The sequence below is a fragment of the Candidatus Neomarinimicrobiota bacterium genome (assembly GCA_034716895.1).
GTDB lineage: Bacteria > Fidelibacterota > UBA8477 > UBA8477 > JABMPR01 > JABMPR01.
Map to the genome: position 1 here is coordinate 1 of JAYEKW010000037.1, position 19,328 is coordinate 19,328.

The 19,328-nt window shown below is 44.2% G+C and carries 18 protein-coding genes, 1 tRNA gene and 2 pseudogenes; 7 read left to right on the plus strand and 14 right to left on the minus strand.

Features of this window, described 5'->3' with window-relative positions; all coding sequences use genetic code 11:
- From U9Q77_02690 to U9Q77_02735, 10 genes and pseudogenes are all read right to left on the minus strand, one after another.
- Window positions 1-360 (minus strand): FtsW/RodA/SpoVE family cell cycle protein (locus tag U9Q77_02690; protein ID MEA3286272.1); only part of this gene is annotated, 360 nt, incomplete at its 3' end.
- Window positions 357-2,135, minus strand: coding sequence for a penicillin-binding protein 2 (mrdA, locus tag U9Q77_02695; protein ID MEA3286273.1), 1,779 nt, complete (start codon window positions 2,133-2,135; stop codon window positions 357-359). The genes mrdA and U9Q77_02690, both read right to left, overlap by 4 nt.
- The gene (mreD, locus tag U9Q77_02700) at window positions 2,135-2,611 is read right to left on the minus strand and encodes a rod shape-determining protein MreD (protein MEA3286274.1); all 477 of its coding nucleotides are present in this window, start codon (window positions 2,609-2,611) and stop codon (window positions 2,135-2,137) included. The genes mrdA and mreD overlap by 1 nt, the downstream gene beginning before the upstream one ends.
- Entirely contained in the window at window positions 2,604-3,395 is a 792-nt protein-coding gene (gene mreC, locus U9Q77_02705) for a rod shape-determining protein MreC (protein MEA3286275.1), read from the minus strand. Before mreC ends, mreD begins: the two co-directional genes overlap by 8 nt.
- 19 nt (window positions 3,396-3,414) lie before the next feature.
- Complete coding sequence (locus U9Q77_02710) at window positions 3,415-4,437, minus strand: rod shape-determining protein (GenBank protein MEA3286276.1); 1,023 nt, start codon at window positions 4,435-4,437, stop codon at window positions 3,415-3,417.
- Window positions 4,438-4,626: 189 nt separating this feature from the next.
- Window positions 4,627-5,895, minus strand: coding sequence for a GWxTD domain-containing protein (locus U9Q77_02715; GenBank protein MEA3286277.1), 1,269 nt, complete (start codon window positions 5,893-5,895; stop codon window positions 4,627-4,629).
- The gene (locus U9Q77_02720) at window positions 5,877-7,568 is read right to left on the minus strand and encodes a hypothetical protein (GenBank protein MEA3286278.1); all 1,692 of its coding nucleotides are present in this window, start codon (window positions 7,566-7,568) and stop codon (window positions 5,877-5,879) included. The genes U9Q77_02715 and U9Q77_02720 overlap by 19 nt, the downstream gene beginning before the upstream one ends.
- 11 nt (window positions 7,569-7,579) lie before the next feature.
- Window positions 7,580-7,765: pseudogene (locus U9Q77_02725) on the minus strand (PspC domain-containing protein).
- A gap of 285 nt (window positions 7,766-8,050) precedes the next feature.
- Window positions 8,051-8,212: pseudogene (locus U9Q77_02730) on the minus strand (PspC domain-containing protein).
- Window positions 8,209-8,892 (minus strand): protein-L-isoaspartate(D-aspartate) O-methyltransferase, encoded by a 684-nt coding sequence (locus U9Q77_02735; protein MEA3286279.1) that lies wholly within the window; start codon window positions 8,890-8,892, stop codon window positions 8,209-8,211. The pseudogene U9Q77_02730 and the gene U9Q77_02735 overlap by 4 nt, the downstream one beginning before the upstream one ends.
- Before the next feature lie 144 nt (window positions 8,893-9,036).
- Here U9Q77_02735 and U9Q77_02740 point away from each other — a divergent pair, with 144 nt between their 5' ends.
- Complete coding sequence (locus U9Q77_02740; protein ID MEA3286280.1) at window positions 9,037-9,333, plus strand: helix-turn-helix transcriptional regulator; 297 nt, start codon at window positions 9,037-9,039, stop codon at window positions 9,331-9,333.
- A 476-nt stretch (window positions 9,334-9,809) separates the two neighbouring features.
- On the opposite strand, the gene U9Q77_02745 is transcribed toward U9Q77_02740, so the two are convergent.
- Window positions 9,810-10,178, minus strand: coding sequence for an energy transducer TonB (locus U9Q77_02745; protein MEA3286281.1), 369 nt, complete (start codon window positions 10,176-10,178; stop codon window positions 9,810-9,812).
- Between the two features lie 320 nt (window positions 10,179-10,498).
- Here U9Q77_02745 and U9Q77_02750 point away from each other — a divergent pair.
- Window positions 10,499-10,574 (plus strand) — tRNA-Gly (locus U9Q77_02750).
- Between the two features lie 92 nt (window positions 10,575-10,666).
- Here U9Q77_02750 and U9Q77_02755 read toward each other — a convergent pair.
- Genes U9Q77_02755 through U9Q77_02765 form a run of 3 tightly spaced genes read right to left on the minus strand, consistent with a single transcriptional unit; the run spans window position 10,667 to window position 13,152 of the window.
- The gene (locus U9Q77_02755) at window positions 10,667-11,632 is read right to left on the minus strand and encodes a hypothetical protein (GenBank protein ID MEA3286282.1); all 966 of its coding nucleotides are present in this window, start codon (window positions 11,630-11,632) and stop codon (window positions 10,667-10,669) included.
- 39 nt (window positions 11,633-11,671) lie between these two features.
- Complete coding sequence (locus tag U9Q77_02760; protein ID MEA3286283.1) at window positions 11,672-11,830, minus strand: hypothetical protein; 159 nt, start codon at window positions 11,828-11,830, stop codon at window positions 11,672-11,674.
- A gap of 11 nt (window positions 11,831-11,841) precedes the next feature.
- Window positions 11,842-13,152, minus strand: a complete 1,311-nt coding sequence (locus U9Q77_02765) for an aminopeptidase P N-terminal domain-containing protein (GenBank protein MEA3286284.1) — start codon at window positions 13,150-13,152, stop codon at window positions 11,842-11,844.
- Between the two features lie 351 nt (window positions 13,153-13,503).
- On the opposite strand from U9Q77_02765, the gene ispG reads away from it, so the two are divergent.
- The 5 genes from ispG (at window position 13,504) to U9Q77_02790 (ending at window position 19,163) form a co-directional block, all read left to right on the plus strand.
- Window positions 13,504-15,426, plus strand: coding sequence for a (E)-4-hydroxy-3-methylbut-2-enyl-diphosphate synthase (gene ispG, locus U9Q77_02770; GenBank protein ID MEA3286285.1), 1,923 nt, complete (start codon window positions 13,504-13,506; stop codon window positions 15,424-15,426).
- Between the two features lie 191 nt (window positions 15,427-15,617).
- The gene (locus U9Q77_02775; GenBank protein MEA3286286.1) at window positions 15,618-15,890 is read left to right on the plus strand and encodes a type II toxin-antitoxin system Phd/YefM family antitoxin; all 273 of its coding nucleotides are present in this window, start codon (window positions 15,618-15,620) and stop codon (window positions 15,888-15,890) included.
- A complete protein-coding gene (locus tag U9Q77_02780) occupies window positions 15,871-16,134 on the plus strand; it encodes a Txe/YoeB family addiction module toxin (GenBank protein ID MEA3286287.1) in 264 nt (87 codons plus the stop codon). The genes U9Q77_02775 and U9Q77_02780 overlap by 20 nt, the downstream gene beginning before the upstream one ends.
- Before the next feature lie 323 nt (window positions 16,135-16,457).
- Window positions 16,458-17,321: a hypothetical protein gene (locus U9Q77_02785; GenBank protein MEA3286288.1), complete on the plus strand. Its 864-nt coding sequence runs from the start codon at window positions 16,458-16,460 to the stop codon at window positions 17,319-17,321.
- Window positions 17,322-17,627: 306 nt separating this feature from the next.
- Window positions 17,628-19,163 (plus strand): YifB family Mg chelatase-like AAA ATPase, encoded by a 1,536-nt coding sequence (locus U9Q77_02790; GenBank protein MEA3286289.1) that lies wholly within the window; start codon window positions 17,628-17,630, stop codon window positions 19,161-19,163.
- Window positions 19,164-19,328: the final 165 nt, after the last annotated feature.

Consider the following 19,328-nt stretch of genomic DNA (forward strand, 5'->3'; position numbering starts at 1 on the left):
AAGAAATATCTTCATAAATTCCGAAGGCTGGATCCCAAAGCTGCCAATAGTAATCCAACGGCTTACCGCTCCGCCCTGTTTCATGATGATGGGAATCAGGAGCAGAAATATTCCGACACCATAGGTAATATATGCCAGATTATGAATCACTTTGCGAGGAATAAAAAAGGCTCCAAAGAAACCTGCCAAACCCAGAATGGTCCAAACAACTTGTCTGATAAAATATCCCGAGCTGGTTTCATGCTGCACTTCAATGCTGTATATCGCCAATAATCCACTGGCTGACAAGAGGACGACCAAAGCCAGGGTGCTCCAGTCCAGGTCACGAAGACGATTGATGAGGTAAATTCTTAATTTCATTTGTTCTGGCTCGCTATTTCACGAAGCACCTTGCCAAGCAGTGGTGCGGCTTTACCACCACCTCCGCCTCCATTTTCAAGCAGGACAGCCCAAGCAAATGGATACCGATCATCCAGGCTGAAACCAATGAACCAGGCATGATCCTCGCCATGCGGATTTTGAGCAGTACCGGTTTTGCCATAAATCTCCCAGTCTTTTTGGCGAGCTGCTTTGGCGGTCCCCTTGGGTCCATTCACAACGGCCCACATTGCATCATGGATAAACTCCCATGATTCAGCAGATGCAGAGACCTGTCGTTCTACCTGAGGTTCATTCAATTTGATGATCTGGCCCTCTTTAGATACTATTTTTCTGACAAAATGGGGTTTATAGCAGGTTCCCTTTTGAGCTAGTATAGCGGTCATTTGGGCTAACTGGAGCGGTGTGACCAGTACATCTCCCTGACCCACAACTATGTTCAGGAGGTTTCCCCTGGTCCACTTACCAGCGCCATATTTGCGATTCATATAGCGTGTATCTGGAACCAGACCTTTATTTTCACCTGGAATATCTATTCCGGTCACCTGTCCCAAGCCAAATTCACGGGCAGTATGAGCCCAGCCTTCCAGCCCAATATCCTGGATTAAATTAAAAAAGTATACATTGCAGGATTGCTGCAGGGCTTCATGCAGGTTGACCTTTCCATGACCTGATTTCTTCCAACACCCAAAGGATCTGTTCCCCAGTCGATAACTGCCCCGGCAAGTATAGGTTCTCTCACGGGCATTTGAATGATTTTCAAGGGAATACAGAGCGGCCAGCGGCTTCAAGGTTGACCCAGCCGGGTAAAGCCCTTGAACGCCACGATCAAAAAGGGGTTTCCTAGGATTCTCCTGGACTGCTTTCCAATCCTTGGCGGAAATCCGACCAGACAGCATTTCCAAATCATAGCCTGGCCGACTGGCGTAGGCGAGAATCTCTCCAGTTTTGTGATTTATAATGATCACCGATCCAGATGAGTCTGCCAAAGCTTTTTCAGCTGCCCCCTGGACAACAGGATCAATACTCAGGAAAAGATCATGACCCGGCACTGGAATTATTGGAACCTGGCTGCTGGCAGCACCCATCTCCTGCCCCAGGGCGTTCACCTCGATATAACGAAACCCTCGCTGACCATGTAATTCAGATTCATAATATTTTTCCAGACCCTTCCAGCCAACCTGATCACCCGGTTGATAATCCGAACCTTCCTGGAAACGCTTGAGGTGATCACGATTGATCTCGCGAGTATATCCAAGAACATGTGAGAGATCCAGAGCAGAGACATAGCTGCGAATCGGCTCAATGCTATATGTTACACCAATAAGTTCAAGACGATGTTCCTGGAGATGTGAAATTTTTTCAAAATGAACCCGGCTAAACACCTTGGCCGGCGCGAAGGATCCACGTCGATTTTTTACAATTCGGCGATTGATCTCCTTGACCGAAACCCCCATGATATTAGAGAGTCGAATTAAGGATTCCGGTTTATTCTTGACTTCCTTTGGGATTACCGAGATGGTGTAACTGGGAGCATTATCAACAATGATATTACCTTCCCGGTCATAGATTATTCCTCTGGAGGCAAGTACGGGAACTGCGCGAATGTGATTGGCAGTTGCTTTTTCAGCATACTTTTCATGAAGCACGATCATCAAATAATAATAGCGCCCTATGAGAATCAGGATCAGGAGAGCAAGCAAGCCATGAAGTACTAGAGAACGCCAACCATCTACAATGTTTTTTCCTTGAAGCACTACTCAGTCCCGACCCGCAGCAGTATGAATATTCCGCTTAACAGTCCGAGTGTGTAGAGTGTTTTCGGCAACAGGATCAGAAATACGATATCTCCAGCAGACCATTGCGAGTCCTGAAGTGAGATCATTACCGTTAGTACAAAAAAGACCAGGAGAAAACCTATATGGAGCAAATACTGGACGATAATGGGAATCCGAACAATACGACCATGAAAGATTCCGGAAAAATATCCGACCACTGACAGAGCCAGAGCACTAAGCCCCAGCATGTGTGTTCCAGTGAGAGAGTCAATCAAAAAACCGAGGAAAAATCCAAGCCAAATGGCCTGTAACTGGCTGTGAGTCAATCCTACGTAAATTACAAAGATAACCAGAAAGCTTGGGGTCACACCATAGATGCTAAAGATATCCCCGAGCATCCACTGGAAGATCAGGGTCAGGAAACCAAGCAGACTATATTTTACGATATCAATCATCTGCTTTGAGGATGAAGACCTCTTCCAATCGATTAAAATCAGTAGCTAGATCGACTTGAATTGATTTAACATAGTCTTCTATTACAGGTGAGATGTCGGAGACCCATCCCACAAAAATGTGTTCCGGAAAAATATCACTAAACCCGGAGGTTACTACAGAGTCCCCGGCTATCACCTCTGCATTTTTTGGAACATCCTGGATGACATAACCTTTTTTCAACGAGTAGCTTAAGATACCAACATTTCGGGAACGCATTTCTCTAACAGATACTCGGAAGTTTTTATCATTCACCAATTGGATCAGTGCTGTATTGGGAGCAACGGCAACAACCTTGCCCACCAGTTGTGCCCGGGCATCCACCACACCGGCCATGAATACGATGCCATCAGCTGATCCCTGATCAACAGTTAAACTGTTCATCGTGTGACTACCCACATCTGATAAAACGTTCGCAGGGATCACGTTGAAACTTCTCTCCCCCTTAAACCCAAGCAAATCTCTCAGGCGCTGATTTTCTTTAACGAAGGTTTTATACTTATTCAGCTCTATCTGAGCTTTAATATGACTTTTTTGGAGTTCATGGTAATCCTGCTCGATGGTAACCAGGGTTTTGATCCATTGGATCGGTACATAGAAATAGGCTGAGCCATCCAATATCAGATTTCTTGTCTTCATCACTGGAGTGCTGGTATTGGAGGCAATGATTATCAATGACAAGACGATACTTACCAGTAAATTTGCCAGTGCTTTATATCGAGAAAGTGGAGGTGTTGATGCAGCCAAGGTCTATCCTAGTGTCGAATCAATAAAGAACATCCTCATAAAGCTCAATACCGTCAAGAACTTTACCGGTCCCCTGAACGATGGAAAGTAGCGGATATTCAGCAACATTTACGGGCAGATCCACTTCTAAGCGCATCCGTTTGTCAAAGCCCTGCAACAAAGCACCGCCGCCGGTTAAGATAATCCCGCGATCCAACAGGTCTGCGCTCAATTCAGGTGGAGTACGTTCCAGACACATTTTTACAGCATCAACGATCAGATCAATAGTGTCTCTCAGCGCATCCCGAATCTCTGAGGAAGAAACTTCTATGGTCTTGGGAATACCGGCGATCATATTGCGGCCTTTGACTGATAGCTTATAGTCAGTGCCTTTTAACGCCGATCCCACATTACACTTAATACTCTCAGCAGTCCTTTCACCAATAAGCAGGTTATGATCCCGCTTGAAATGCTGCATGATGGCCTCATCCATTTCATCGCCGGCAATACGTAATGATTCTTTTGTGACGATACCATTCAGCGCAATAATGGCGATCTCAGTAGTTCCACCGCCAATATCAACGATCATATTGCCAACCGGCTCACTGATATCAATACCGATCCCGATGGCAGCAGCAACCGGCTCTTCGATGAGAAACACTTCTCTGGCATTCCGTCTTTCAGCAGATTCCTTGACTGCCCGCTTCTCAACCTCAGTGATGCCTGATGGAACGCAGATCACCATTCTGGGACGAGCCAGTTTAGATATTGGCAATTTATTGAGAAACCCCTGGAGCATACCATCAGCCATCTCAAAATCAGCAATCACTCCATCACGCAGGGGTCGGATTGTTTCTATTTCCTGGTGAACTTTACCCACCATTCTCTTTGCTTCATTGCCGACTGCAATAACCCTGGAAGTCGATTTTGATTTTGCAACAATTGACGGTTCATTAAGGACAATTCCTTGCCCACGGACATAGATCAGTGTGTTCGCAGTTCCAAGATCAACTGCAATATCAACACCCATCCAATTACGAAAATTTGAAAATCTAGCGACCATCTGCCCTCTCGTGCCTGAAAAGTGCTTTCAGGTCTTGAATATCCAATATATTCCATCGGCCCCAAACACTTTTTTGAGGCAATGCGAAATCTAGAAATATTTTGAGCAATAGCACTTGTTAATTAGTGCAAATACTGGTTTTTTGTGGAAATCCCCCTAGCCGCAATTGTTTGCTCCCGGGATGGTTCTTTAATAACGGAAACGCCAATCATTTTGATCGAGATAATTATGATCAAGCCGGTAATCTCCAAAGCCAGTTTCATCCCTAAAAACAAACTGCTTGCGAAGACGATAATATTCCCATATCTGATAAGGTTTGCGATCTATCTCAAAGGGACCTCTCTGAATCTCATCAGGGGGACCAAAAAGAATATAGATCATGCCCCTATCTGTCCTCCAGCCTGGTTGGATAAGTGTAAAAGCCTCTATGGAGAAGGCGACCCGACGATAATATTCTTCCATTAATTCATTTTCCGCGCTTCCAGGAGTCGGGTCAATTGCAGCCCAGAAATCTCTGAACTTCACTACTTTATCCTCTGAATTTAAAGCTATGATCTCACGAATCACCCGGTCATCTGCAATATAGATCAACTGACTGATGGCCTCATCCAGATCACCAACATCATGATTGATACCCCTGATGCGCACCCTGAAATCAGTTTTTGTGCTTGCATGATTCCCGGTACCGTCAGTAGCCTTCAGGTACAAAGTATATTTCGTGTAGTTCATGTTGGTCAACGGGACAACGAATGAGAGTAACGAGTCAACAGGACCTTGAATATCCAGAACATAACTTTCACTGAGCATCATCTCATTCTTAACCAGCAGTTCGTAACTGAGTTTATAGGGTGGTTGTTCTCCAATTAATCGAGCTTTAAATCGAAGCGTATCGATAATCTCATAAAATGATCGGTCCAGCAAGGGATCCTGGGAAGTCTGGGAATGATTATCAATCAGAATGATATTCCCCAATGCCAGATCGCCAACATACATTTCTGACTGATCAACATCATCGCTGAGAATTCGAGATTTTTTGGTATAGAGATCGGTGACCCTTACACTGATCGTGAGTTCAGAAGCTGGTACAGAAAAGGAGTGCATTGTTACCACAGTATTGTCGGTTTTTCGGGTATCCTGATACGTATTCAGCCAAAGTGAATCGCTCCATATCCTCCCCGCAATACGCTCGTTGTCCTTATCAGCGATGGTGGCACCTATTTCATAACGAGCCAAATATTCATTCCCCGTGCGTGTGAATTGTAATTCTGTATAAGGAATTTTAATATGCACGGAAACTTTAATATTTTTTTTATCCGCCTGCGGTTCAGAGAGACCTATAAACGAAAAATCAGGTAAGGTAAGATCCTTTTCCGGCTTTACAGTCTGCTCTGTACACCCCAATATAAAGATGATCAGAAGGAGAGTCTTTAAAGAAGACATCAATATAGATTTTGCCACATTATCCTCGTTAGTCCCAGGTTAGTACCAACCCAAATATAGTTGCCGTCAGCGGCTAAATCAGTCACTAAATTACTTATAAGACCATCATTACGGGTATAATGGCGCCACACTGCAGCATTTGGTTCAAAGCTAAAGAGTCCTAGATCGGTCCCAATCCATACTCTTCTACCAGCAAGCGTTATTCCGCGTGGCTTAAACTGAGCATGAGGAGCCAGAAAGGCCGAACCATTCTGCTCAAGCATATTCATGGTGATCAATCCTCTGTGGGTACTGGCCCATAGGGTCTCACCCTGGATCACACTTTCATAGATCGGGTCGATCGCAGCATGAACACCAAGCGAGAGAAAATCACCGTGACTATTGATCTTTCCAGTTATGCTTAGATTTGTTTCATCGAAAATGAATAATCCATAATAGGTTGACAGGTAATACTTTCCTGCGGCATAGTTAATATCAAAAACCGGCCAATCAAGATCAGTTGGAAAAAGAGTCTGAAGAATTAGCCCGGAATCATGGTATAAATAGGCGTTGCGTTCGGTGGCCACCATCAGATTACCATCCATTCCCACTGCTACGGAATAGATACGATCACTGATCAGATCCTTTTTAGTGATCAGACGCTCCCAATCATTCTGGCCATCAGTCTTTTTAAAAACACCACCGCGTCCTGCGATGATCAAGTCAGAGTTAAGCTTGTCAATGGCTGAAATAAAGGAATAGTCAAATACCGGATCGCGAATCGCCTCATCATATTCAACATGAAAGTCATCTAAATAGGTTAAACCTGCGCGCCCGCCCAGAATGAGCTGTCCGGCATCTAATTGCATACACATTACATCAGGCGATAAGAGTCCAAATGGCAAGGGCCGGAAACCACCGCCTGGGATCCTCTGATGGAAGATACCCATACCATACGTACTGAGGAAGGCTTCACCGGCTCCTTTGGCTCCTGAAAGTGCCGACACGGTAACGGCCGATCTTTGTGGAAAACCATCAAGATGCAGCATACCACTAGCATCAAACCCACCGTTGATCACAGTTTGGAGGGGAAGTGATTCATAGATAATTCTTAGATCTGGATCAACTGAGCCGATCTTATGAACTTCATTCCATTGTATATCAAGGGTTGAATCCGGACCCCAGTTTTCAAATATTCCAGAGCTTTTTAGGAATATTGCTGAATAGCTTCCAACTGCATCCTGGGGTCTGGCGGTCACTATTACTTTTCTGTCATTGGTTCCTAATTCATACACTCCCGAGAATTTTTCATCCCTGGGAAGTGCCGAATTGGTCATCCAGCCAGTCAAATGATCATAAACGAAGACATAGTCTGGTGTAACAATCCAAACATCCTGGGTTCCATGGTCTTGCCAGACAAGCAACACGGGGTACTGCAACAACCCATCGCTAGCTGTGATCGGGTCCAACCACTTTTCATTGTGATGGTCATAAACCAGAACACCATCCTCAACTGCAAAATAGGCATTCCAGGTTCCATAGTAGCTGTGATTTACGTGCTTACCTGCCGGAATGCTGGTGAAGCTGCCCCTTGCATAGACACCCTGCGCGTATGCACCAGTGACCAATACAGACAGCAGAAGACCTGCCAGAACACTCCTTTTCAGGTGCATCTCAATAGCGACCAGGTTTAACAATGTATCGATGCTCACTCCGACTATTTTCAATTTGATTCGGTGAGAAATACTGCCAAAGCCAAATAAACAAGAACTCCTAAACCAAATGATCCCAAGGTGGCCAAAGCCCAAATAAACCGGATGATATTCGAGTCGATCTTTAAGTAGATACCGATTCCACCGCATACACCAGCTATTCGTTTATCCGTCCGGGATCTGTATAATTTCTTGTCCTGGGGAAATACTTGATTAAGGGTAGTCTTAACATTTTTATTGTCTGATTGGTTAAAAAACAGATATAAACCAGCACCAATAACCAGTAACGGCCAAAGTACGCTACTCATCACGATGGCCACTCCCGCAAATATTCCTCCTACTGGACCGATCAAACCAACAAGCAGCAAAAATCCGGCTATCACTAACAACCCTCCCCAAAATTTCTGGGAATATGAATCTGTTTCAATGGCTGTTTCTGATGATCCCTTATTTTCTTGAAACTCTGGATTCTTTGGTATGATCAACATGGCCAGCACATATGCAAGGACTCCAGTTCCACCGAATATGACAAACACGACCCAGAGCAGTCGAATAATAACAGGGTCAATATTAAAATACTCACCGACTCCACCACACACACCATCAAACACTTTATCTTTATTTGATTTATATAATCTGTTCATAATAATCCTTTCAGAGGCCTATCGATCTCCTCTTTTGTTCCCTGAACCAGGGGTACGAATCTGACCGCATCTTTCTTTATTCTTTTCAAACGTTCTGCATTCTTTTTGTATATCCAAACATGTTGTTTGCCCTTCCCCTCCGGTGCAACCAGTATTCCCCCATCGCTCAATTTGTCAAACAGATGTTCTGGAATTCTGGGAGGACTGGCCCACAGAATAATACGATCATAACCCACATCACCATCAAATTGTTCCCAGGCACTTCTATGGTGGAGAGTTACATTGTGGATGGAGAGTAGCTCCAGTACGTTTCGGGCATCTTGCACCAATACATCATAAACTTCAAGTGCATCGATGTGCTTACCCAGTTGCGCCAGGATTGCAGTCGCGTAACCACAACCACTACCAATCTCAAGAATTCTATGATCTTTCACCAGTTCCAGGTATTGGATCATCAGAGCAACAATATAGGGCTGGCTGATAGTTTGCCCGGCTTTGATCGGTGAGGGATGATCTGCATATGCTTCTTCTAAAGGAGTATTGGGAACAAATTGATGTCTCGGGATATCTTTGAATGCCTGTAAAATCGCTGTTTGATGTATACCGCGTAATCGCAATTGGCGTTCCACCATTTCGAGTCGCAATTCGAAGGCATCATCATAGTCCCAGGTAGAAATCATGAATCAATTTAATCAGATAAACCAATCAGACATCAACTTATCGAAAATCATGCATATTTGGTGGTAAACCATCTATATTTACGGACTTTGTAAAAGTACCCGAATGAACTGATTGGTACAAAATAATATTGGGAGATCAGAAGAATGGACATTGGTAAACATTTGCGAATGGTTCGAGAATCCCACCAACTCTTGCAAAAAGACCTGGCAGACAAAGCTGGTCTTGATCGAAGCTATATAAGTAAACTGGAAAGGGGTTTGGCCGACCCGACCTTTGCCACTCTTCGAAAAATTGCAAGTGCCTATCCGCTTTCAGTGCCTCATCTACTAAATTATGGTAATCCGGAAAGCTTTAGCCTCGATATCGATGCTGCTATTGATGCTCTGAGAACGCTCAAATACAACATGGTAAAAGTTGAAATAAATATCAAGCCATTGTAAAAATGGCTCTTCCCCCAAATGCGTACCTGGAGACGAGGATATTGGGGATATAAGGGTATAGAGGCTGTGTGAAAATAAGGACAACACTTACCCCATGCTTTAGCTTGGGGGTATGATAACCTACTATTTCCTAGGGCTTTAGCCCAGTATTGTTGGGCTAAAGCCCTCCTTTTTTAAGGTTTTTATAACCCCCAGGCTGAAGCCTGGGGTAAGTATCAATAGTAACAGTACTATACGTAGACAACTAAAGCTAATGTTAGCAAGCAATTATTCCGGCGCAATGAAGTTTTCACACAGCCTCTATAACCCTTATACCTATTATACCCCAGAAAATTTTATTGACCCCCAATCTCAATGATTGTATCCAGGTACGCATTATGACGATGAGCCGTAAAAATAAACAGGCCAATTATCTGAATAACCGGCCTGTTCTATCTATGGATGGGACGATCTGTCAAAGAACTAACACTACTGATTTAGCGCGAACGATACGCAAAGGGTAACTCATAATTCACAGCAACTGCTTTCCCGCTCTGCATGGCCGGGTTCCACTTTGTAGTCATCACCGCTTCGATAGCTGATGCGTCGAACATCGTGCCACCACTTTCGGAAACGTAAATGTTTGATACATTCCCATTAACATCCACCCAAAATTTCAGCACTACATCACTTTCCAGGTGGTCTCGTACTGCCAACAATGGATAAAATGTGTTTTGTTCCAATACCTGCATACCGCCTACTGGAATAGGTTGACAACAATCTGTTTGAAATGCTGGTTCTGCAGATAGGCTTATTGTAGTCAGCATCACGATCAGGATTGTGATTGAAAGTTTTGTCTTTGTCATAATTGCCTCCTTGTTGGCATGTTTCGTTTTGTTCAACACACCATGTCATTTCACAAAGCACATGCCAATATCATTTATAGCACTATATCATATTGTTTTATTGGTGGTTATAGATATTATTCTACAAAACAGAAACGACTGTGACTAAAGATATTTGATATACAATCATATATTATTGATATCATTTGTAACCCTGACACTGGGTTATTCAGGGCAGCCAGATGTAAACTGATTTTTGGTTCAAAAACTATTTGCGACACCATTGGCTGGATTTATATTCACGCCGCTTTTAAGCCATCTTGGATGGTAGACAAAAGAATGCGAGAGTAGCTCAGTTGGTAGAGCTCCACGTTGCCAACGTGGTTGTCGCCGGTTCGAGCCCGGTCTCTCGCCCCACTGGACAAAAAAAAGAGGCTGATTTTTATCAGCCTCTTTTTTTATAGTATCACTTATTATTTTTTTAAACACGCCTCTACATCAGGCAAGTGCTATTTTATACGGGCTTTTTCCTTAACATTTGTTTTATCTTTGGCTTTATTCTTTTTGGGCATAAACTCAGCAACGATCTCTGCTATTTCAGGTGCATCTATAACCTTATCATTCAAAGGCACGGAATCAAAATAGAAACTATTGTGCAGTTTATTGATCAGATCCTTATTCGTTTGTTTTTCAGCCTGAAGTCGGCTGATCAGTTGCATCCGTTTTGCATCATCCGCATAACGTTCTTCCAGAGTCTGACCTGCTTCCAGATTCTTTGACATCGCATCCAATCTATTGTTGGCAAACTTGATCCGTTTCATCTGGGCACTGACGTTTTTCATCTTTGAGACACCATCAACCCGGCGAATCTTCAGTGCGGTCGCATACTTGCCTTGTTTTCCGCTCCGCACCACAATGACCCCATTATGCTCTTTTGGATTCCGATGAAGTGATCCGGTTTTGGAACGAATCAGGAAATCGATATCACTGATCTCCTGTGCCAACCGAAGCTCTGTACGATCGTCAACATTAGCCAACAGGAAAACCAGATCAACGTTGTCTTTGATGGCAGCAACAGCTTGTTTTGCTGATTCTATGGGGTCATCAAATGTAAATTTCTTGAGCCTTTTGTCTCCAGAGGTCACACCGACAAAACCCAATTTATGGTCATGAGTTTCCACAATAATTGAAGACTCGAACATTTGTTTATCAGTGTCTGCATCCTTTATGTTGGCAGAAATAAAAGGGAATTCAGCCTGGTTTTGCAGCTCTCGGATGAATTCCCGGCCACCTGCCAGATCATTTGCGCCAATGTTTATCACCTGACAATTCATGACGTTGTAAGCACTTAAAACTGCCTGGGCTGTGGCTGTTAGACTCTCACGTTTTGATTGAACAATATAAGGACTTTTAAAAAAGGCATCGCCTGCATCAACAAAATAGATTGCCTCTGTTTCAGCCAGTTCCTTCATCACAGTATACTTCCTGGCAAGACCGCCAAGTTTATTAGATTTTCAGCCGCAGGGACCAACCTCGCCATGATTGCTGGCGGCAACCAGCAGGGTAAACTCATTTGGCGTATAATTAGAAGCGATCGAGTTATTTTTGCACCCCAATATCCCCACCGTGAGGAGAATCAGGATCATAACACTCTTCTTGATAATATTATTCATGCTACGGCTTTCTATTTTGCTTGTGCCATTATGGCTTCAATATCAGCTATCTCTTTTGGAACAGCCCCGGTCAGGTTTCGGTTCCCCTTTTCAGTGATCAAAATATTGTCCTCAATTCTAATGCCAATGCCGCGGTATTTTTCAGGAGCAGACGTTTTAGAATTCACATAGATCCCAGGTTCAACTGTAAAAACCATCCCTGGTTCCAGAACTCTGGATTTATTGTCCACCATATACTTCCCCATATCATGAACATCCAAACCAAGCCAATGACCTGTTTTATGCATGAAGTAAACCTGATAGCTTCCTGTCTCAATGATCTCGTCAACTGAACCTTCCAGCAAGCCGATCTCCACCATCCCCTCTACCAGGAGTTTTAGATCAAGATCATGGAGTTCCTGGAAAGTAACCCCAGGTTTTGCTGCTTCGATCACAGCGTTCTGGGCTTTCAGAACCACTTCATAGATAGCCTTCTGAGCATCTGAATATTTCCCATTAGCTGGAAAGGTTCTGGTGATATCTGAAGCATACATTTGGTATTCAGCTGCTGCGTCAATCAGGATCAAGTCACCATCCTTGATCACATCCTGATTCTTGATATAGTGCAGTACTGTAGCATTATCACCACTCCCAACGATGGATGTATAGGCTGGGCCGGAGCCACCCTCAAAGACAAAATGACTCTCCATCACTGCCTGAAGCTGGTATTCATGCAAACCGGGAACACAGACTTGCATTGCTTTGACATGGGCTTCCTTTGAGATATCGGCAGCTTTCTGCATGAGCTCAATCTCATGTATATCCTTGAATAGTCGCATTTCATGACTGATGGATCCGATGGACTCGAGACTTTCAGGACCACCACCACTTCGCTGAATTTCGCCACGAACTTGACGCAACTGATCCAGCATCTTGTATTGATGCTCTTTCTCGTGGTTGAGATTGGTGAAAACTTTTGAAGCTGATTTCATGGCTTTTAATGCGTATTCACTAAATTCTGCAATATCCAGGGTCTGGTCAGCTCCATATTGTTCCATGGTTTCCTCAAAACTTAACCGCCAGCCGGTCCAGACCTCTTTTTCAGGATCCGGGGGAAGCACGAACAGGGTGAATTGTTGATCAGAGTTATTCGGATCAATAATGCAGGCAGCGCCGGGTTCAGCATAACCTGTGAAATAAAATAAATCTGAATCCTGACGATAGGGGTATTCCGTGTCATTGGTCCGGGTTTGTGCTGGTGCCCCCTTTAAAATGGCCACTCCATTTCCCAAGGATTGCATCAGTCTTTCCCGGCGAACTTCATAAATATTTTTATTAATCATGTTTCAATAGCTCCATTTTATAAGACGGCAAAGATAATAGAAAGCTGGTTGAGACGCAAGATTTTGCAGCGCTGTTGCCCGACTATCAAAACAGTCCTTGATAATTTCATCACTCCTACAGAAAATCCACAGATTTTGCAGATTGGACCAGATATAAATCATGCGACCTGAGTCACAATCCTATGAACAATTCTCAGATCTGATAGGGTCTTGGTTTCAACTGCCACCCTCTTTAGATTGATTTGCGATTCTCCTGGTGCAGTGGTGCCTGGAGTCGTTGAGTATTTGAGAGTTAGAGACAACTTTGTCTTATTAAGTAACATATTGATATATCTAAGGTTACCAAACATAATGGATAATTATTTTTCGAAACATCTTGAAATTTTGACTCGCTATCAGCGCTATAAGACGCGGGTCGTAAATATAGGTAATGTGCCACTGGGTGGCGATCATCCAATTCGGGTTCAATCCATGACTAACACCAACACCATGGATACAGAAGCCACTGTTGCTCAAACCATCCGCCTGGTTGATGCTGGCTGTGAATTGGTCAGAATAACTGCACCCAGTGTCAAGGAAGCCCAGAATCTGGGCGTAATCAAAGCTACTCTTGCAGATCGCGGTTATGCTGTCCCCCTCATTGCTGACATACATTTTGTCCCCCGTGCTGCTGAAGTAGCTGCCCAACTTGTTGAAAAAGTCAGGATAAATCCGGGAAATTATGTAGATCGGAAAAAGTTTCAACAAATAGAATACTCCGAAATTGAGTATCAGGCTGAAATTGACCGTATTCGGGAACGTTTTACTCCCCTGGTTAGAATATGTCGGGAAGCAGGCACAGCCATGCGCATCGGATCCAATCATGGTTCACTTTCTGATCGCATATTGAATCAATATGGTGACACTCCCTTGGGAATGGTGGAATCTGCTCTTGAATTTGTGCGAATTTGTGCTGAGGAGAATTTCCACGATATCGTGATCTCAATGAAAGCCAGCAACACACGGGTCATGATTCAGGCCTATCGGTTGTTGATCGATCATATGGAGCAGGAAGGTTTCAATTATCCACTTCATCTGGGAGTTACTGAGGCTGGCGATGGTGATGATGCCAGGATCAAATCAGCTCTCGGAATTGGTTCCCTGTTAAGCGACGGAATTGGCGATACGATTCGAGTTTCGCTTACTGAGGCACCTGAAGCAGAAATACCTGTAGCACTAGATCTGGTTAAAAGTATTCTGCCACTCCATCACCACGCGGAAATATCCGAGTTGAGCTCACTTCCCATTGATCTTTTCGAGTATAAACGTAGGGCAACTCATCGGTTCTCGATCATTGGAGACGGACAGGTACCAGTTGTTGTGGCAGACCTGAACGATTCAACTGTGGCTCTAGAATTGAAACTTAAGGCAGCAGGATATCAATTTAGTCATGTGAATCAAACCTGGAGTGCTGGTGATCTGGGAGCTGATATCCTCTATTTTGGCAGTAATTTACCTGATATTATTATTTCTGATAACACACTACTGCTCTATGATTCAGCCACTTGGCTCACATTACCTGGATGTGATAACCAGTTCCCACTATTTGATTTGGAGTCTTTCCAAAGTTCTGGATCACACCATACGATAGCCAATTTTGTAAAGGTTGAAGCCCATCTTGACGTTGCTCAACTGCCAAATGATCCCAGTATCATCTGGGTGCTATCATCGCATAACAGGCACCGCCAGGCTGAGCAAAGAAGATTTATTCTGGATCTGATCCAAAGCGGAAGATCCAACCCAATCATTTTGCATAATGATTACCCATGCTTGTCCCGGAATGAGCTGCTTCTGACCAGTGGATCAGAAGCGGGTGGTCTTTTGAATGACGGTCTGGTGGATGGTATTTGGCTTCGTTCCAGCATAATCGACCTACACGATCTAAATGAAATCGCTTTTGGAGTGTTGCAGGCAAGTCGAAGCAGGATGACCCGAACCGAATATATTGCCTGTCCCTCCTGTGGTCGAACCCTCTTCGACCTGGAAGAGGTGACAGCCCAGATCAGAGCCAGGACAGCCCATCTTAAAGGTGTAAAAATCGGCATTATGGGCTGCATCGTGAATGGTCCAGGCGAAATGGCTGATGCTGATTTTGGGTATGTGGGCACGGGTCCCGGCAAAGTTTCACTCTATCGGGGACAGGTCGTTGTAAAACCGCATATTCCCCAGGTCGAAGCAGTAGATTCGCTTATCGAGCTGATAAAGAGTGAGGGGTATTGGGTTGAGCCGGAATGAGTTTGTGGGTTTTTGGGATTGATCGGTTTTGGGTGGATTCGTGCTCTAGCAGAGACAAAGCATGTTTTGTCTTTACCGCTAACTACATAATATTTGTTAGAAACACCCCAATTCAGAGGTTGACTCAAAAACAAACCTTGCGAGCGTACGGTATAGTAGTACATTAGCGAAACAATTAAAGGGAGTCAAAAATGATTGAAGTATCAGTTAACCAATTTAGAGCAAATATAAAATCCTTTGTCGACCAGGCTTTATCAGACCATTCAACCATCAGGGTTAAGCGTCGGGTTGGCCATGATTTTGTTGTACAGAGTGCTGAGGATTGGGAGCGAGAACAGGAAACATTATTTGTATTACAGAATGCTTCACTTTCAAAGCAATTGATTGAATCTATTGAAACTCATACTACTCAGGCAGGATATTCCCCTACGGAAGAGGAGTTAGATGAGATCAATAGTATTTGAGGGAAAAAGTTGGTCAAAATATGAAGATCTTCGAAAGAAGGATAAAGGGTTGCACAGGAATTTATGCAGGATTATTCAGGAAATGCAACGGGGTGATCCAGCAGCGGGTCTAGGTAAACCCGAACAACTGAAACGAAATCTAAAGGGATTTTGGTCACGGAGACTCTCTAAAGGGGATAGAGTAATTTATAAATATGATGATAAATCTGTTTATATTTTTGCAATTGGTGGCCATTATGATTAACCGTAAAAAGCGCAACACGTATTAAGAATAGTGCTCATTTCAGGGGTTTTTAACAAAAGTTTAGAGCTGACTCACACCAAATAAGTGGTTGTGGATAAGGGACTACAGGAATACAGTGTTTGTACAAAGTGATAATATATTGAGAAGCAGCCCAAACTCAGGGCGCTACATAAATCTTCCGGGCTCTCTTTCATAACCCGAAAGACCTGTGTATTATCCGATAAAAAAAGCAGATGAAACATAAGTAACCTGCATTTTTTTGTACTTGTATATAAATCCGGGATTAGATTTGAAGCACAATGATTAAACCGGTAGGAATGTTTATGAGAACCTCTCTTTTCAGTGTCGCCCTGTTCATCCTGTCTCTGCTTCCGCAGGCTTTTGCTCAAGAAAGCAATACCCTAAACACGGTAGAAGAACATGTCGCTTTTGCGCAGAGTATCTACTGGTCAGCTCTCACTCCAATGGAGAAGCAAACCTTCCTGTTTGCCTATATCTCCAGTGCTTATGAAACGCGAAAATTGGCCAACGAAACTATTTCAAGCTCGCCCCGCAACTCACATTATTTCAATGAAGAGATCGACAATCTTTTCATGATCTGGCAAAACCTGCTCGAAATGGAAGATAGCGGTGACACTGCCATGACTGATTTCATTGGTTGGATCGACCTTTACTACGAAATAGAGATAAACAAAGCCCGTCCTTTCATGTCTGCCATCAAATATGCAAACCAGAAAATTCGTGCTAACGATAAATCAGTTCTTGAACTTTTCTGGGGGCGAAAAACCGCACCTGATTCCCGGCTCCCAAAGGATGAAGCTCTGGAGCAGAAGAGTATTGAACGAAAAATTGCTGCTGCTGAAGCCAGAAAGAGTATTGATTCTGCTGTAGAACTGGATTCTCCCCTTGCCTACCGACCACTGAGTGCCACTCCCCAAACTGCTTATGTGCTGACTGATGAGGAGTTAAGTATCATTGCTTTGGCGGTTGAAACTGAATGCCTGAATAAAAACCAACCTGATGTTCTTCAAGATCCCGTTTTCCTTGAGACGCTGGCTCGCAAACATGGTTTCGACAGTATGGCATCCTTCAATCTTAAGCTCACGTACGCTCAGGGTAATCAAGAGCGCTGGAAATACATGAATAAGCTCATCATTGAGCAAGCTTTTGATCAGGATTGCATGTAATTCAACTTCGCCTTAGGGCTACGGCGCGACAAGTTTTGTTAATTACTTGAGTTAGTGAGTTTCACGAGTTCTATGCGTTGTTGAGCTTGATGAATTATTGATTTGGTGGGAAATCATTAAATAATATTCTCGAGCACTTCAGCTTGATTTTTAGTTTTTAAGTTCCAATATTCAAAAGAATTTTCCTAGAGAACCGTCTGCAAACCTCTCCGGTTCTCAGCAATAGATCCAAAAACCACATCTGAAAAGCTTATTGGGTTAAACCCATAAGTTTGTCATATCACTTATTCAAGAAGGGAGTTTTGTATGCTAGCACGTGTATTAAGCAGTTCACTCATCGGGATAGATCCATATCTGGTTGAGGTTGAAGTAAATGTTGAGGGTCACGCCTTTCGGTATAACACGGTAGGTCTGCCAGAGTTGGCAGTTCGGGAGAGCAAGGAACGGGTTATCTCAGCCATCAAGAACAGTGGCTTCAAGTTCCCACCAAAAGCCTATACCATCAATCTTGCCCCGGCAGATATCAAAAAAGAAGGTTCTGCTTTTGATCTGCCCATCGCTATTGGGATACTGGCTGCCCTGGGTGCTGTTATTCATATCGATCTGGAGGAGTATGTACTCATGGGGGAACTATCATTGGACGGAACTCTGAGACCGGTAAAGGGAGCGCTCCCCTCTGCTGTGGGGGTCCATGAGAGCAAACTGAAGGGGCTGATTCTGCCTACAGCGAATGCCCGTGAAGCAGCCGTTACTGGAGATATTGATGTTATTCCAGTCAATACGCTGTTAGATGCCATTCTGTTTCTCAATGGTGAAAAGAATATTGAACCGCTGGAAGTTGACGCCAAGCTTTTGTTCACTGAAGCTCAGAGTTATCCGGTTGACCTGGCTGATGTGCGCGGTCAAGCCCATGTTAAACGGGCACTGGAAGTTGCCGCAGCCGGGGGGCACAATGTTTTGATGATCGGACCGCCTGGATCGGGTAAAACCATGTTGGCGAAGCGTTTTCCCACTATTCTGCCACAAATGACCCTTGAGGAGGCATTAGAAACCACCAAGATCCACTCCATTGCCGGGATGGTGCGGACAGAAGGCCTGGTGGCTACCCGTCCGTTTCGATCTCCTCATCATACGATCTCGGATGCGGCTCTGGTTGGCGGGGGTCGGATTCCCCGGCCAGGTGAAGTGAGTCTGGCTCATCATGGCGTGTTGTTCCTGGATGAGCTTCCTGAATTTCAGAAGAATGTACTGGAGGTCATGCGTCAACCTCTGGAGAATACTGAAGTGACCATTAGCCGGGCGAGTATGAGTCTCACCTACCCGGCCAACTTTATTTTGTTGAGCGCCATGAATCCCTGTCCATGTGGATACAGCAGCGATCCGCGTCACGAATGCACGTGTAGCAGTGTGAACATCCAAAAATATATGGCTAAGATCTCTGGTCCCTTGTTGGATCGGATTGATCTGCATATTGAGGTACCGGCCATCCCCTTCGAAGAATTATCGGCCAAGGAGGATGGGGAATCATCCAGCATTGTCCGTAAACGGGTCCAGAATGCCAGGGATCAACAGAACAAGCGTTTTGATCATAATCCACATATTCATTCCAATGCTGATATGCCGCCCAAGATGATCCGAACGATCTGTCTTATCGATCAGACTTCAGCTGAGCTGCTTAAAGCAGCCATCACCAACCTGGGTTTGAGTGCCCGAGCCTATGATCGGATTCTTAAAGTGTCACGGACCATTGCAGATCTGGGAGAATCGGATCAGATCCGGGCAGAGCATATATCGGAAGCTATTCAGTATCGGACTTTGGATCGGCAGTTGTGGATGAATTGAGTTCTTCAAAGCTGGACACTCTGAACATTTCTGATAGCTTTTCATCACTCATGCTCTTGCATGGGGCACTGCTGTCACCGTCCCACCCCGGATTCAGGGCTTATGCAGATGCATATTTGTTGAGGAGTTGACAGCAACAAATACTATGTTTGCCAATTGTATTGG

Bases quoted from the DNA above. Each gene is read 5' to 3' on its own strand.
- mreD (MEA3286274.1), bottom strand. From the start codon at position 2,611: ATGATTGATATCGTAAAATATAGTCTGCTTGGTTTCCTGACCCTGATC.
- U9Q77_02710 (MEA3286276.1), bottom strand. From the start codon at position 4,437: ATGGTCGCTAGATTTTCAAATTTTCGTAATTGGATGGGTGTTGATATT.
- U9Q77_02735 (MEA3286279.1), bottom strand. From the start codon at position 8,892: ATGATTTCTACCTGGGACTATGATGATGCCTTCGAATTGCGACTCGAA.
- U9Q77_02740 (MEA3286280.1), top strand. From the start codon at position 9,037: ATGGACATTGGTAAACATTTGCGAATGGTTCGAGAATCCCACCAACTC.
- U9Q77_02745 (MEA3286281.1), bottom strand. From the start codon at position 10,178: ATGACAAAGACAAAACTTTCAATCACAATCCTGATCGTGATGCTGACT.
- U9Q77_02760 (MEA3286283.1), bottom strand. From the start codon at position 11,830: ATGAATAATATTATCAAGAAGAGTGTTATGATCCTGATTCTCCTCACG.
- U9Q77_02765 (MEA3286284.1), bottom strand. From the start codon at position 13,152: ATGATTAATAAAAATATTTATGAAGTTCGCCGGGAAAGACTGATGCAA.
- ispG (MEA3286285.1), top strand. From the start codon at position 13,504: ATGGATAATTATTTTTCGAAACATCTTGAAATTTTGACTCGCTATCAG.
- U9Q77_02775 (MEA3286286.1), top strand. From the start codon at position 15,618: ATGATTGAAGTATCAGTTAACCAATTTAGAGCAAATATAAAATCCTTT.
- U9Q77_02780 (MEA3286287.1), top strand. From the start codon at position 15,871: ATGAGATCAATAGTATTTGAGGGAAAAAGTTGGTCAAAATATGAAGAT.
- U9Q77_02785 (MEA3286288.1), top strand. From the start codon at position 16,458: ATGAGAACCTCTCTTTTCAGTGTCGCCCTGTTCATCCTGTCTCTGCTT.
- U9Q77_02790 (MEA3286289.1), top strand. From the start codon at position 17,628: ATGCTAGCACGTGTATTAAGCAGTTCACTCATCGGGATAGATCCATAT.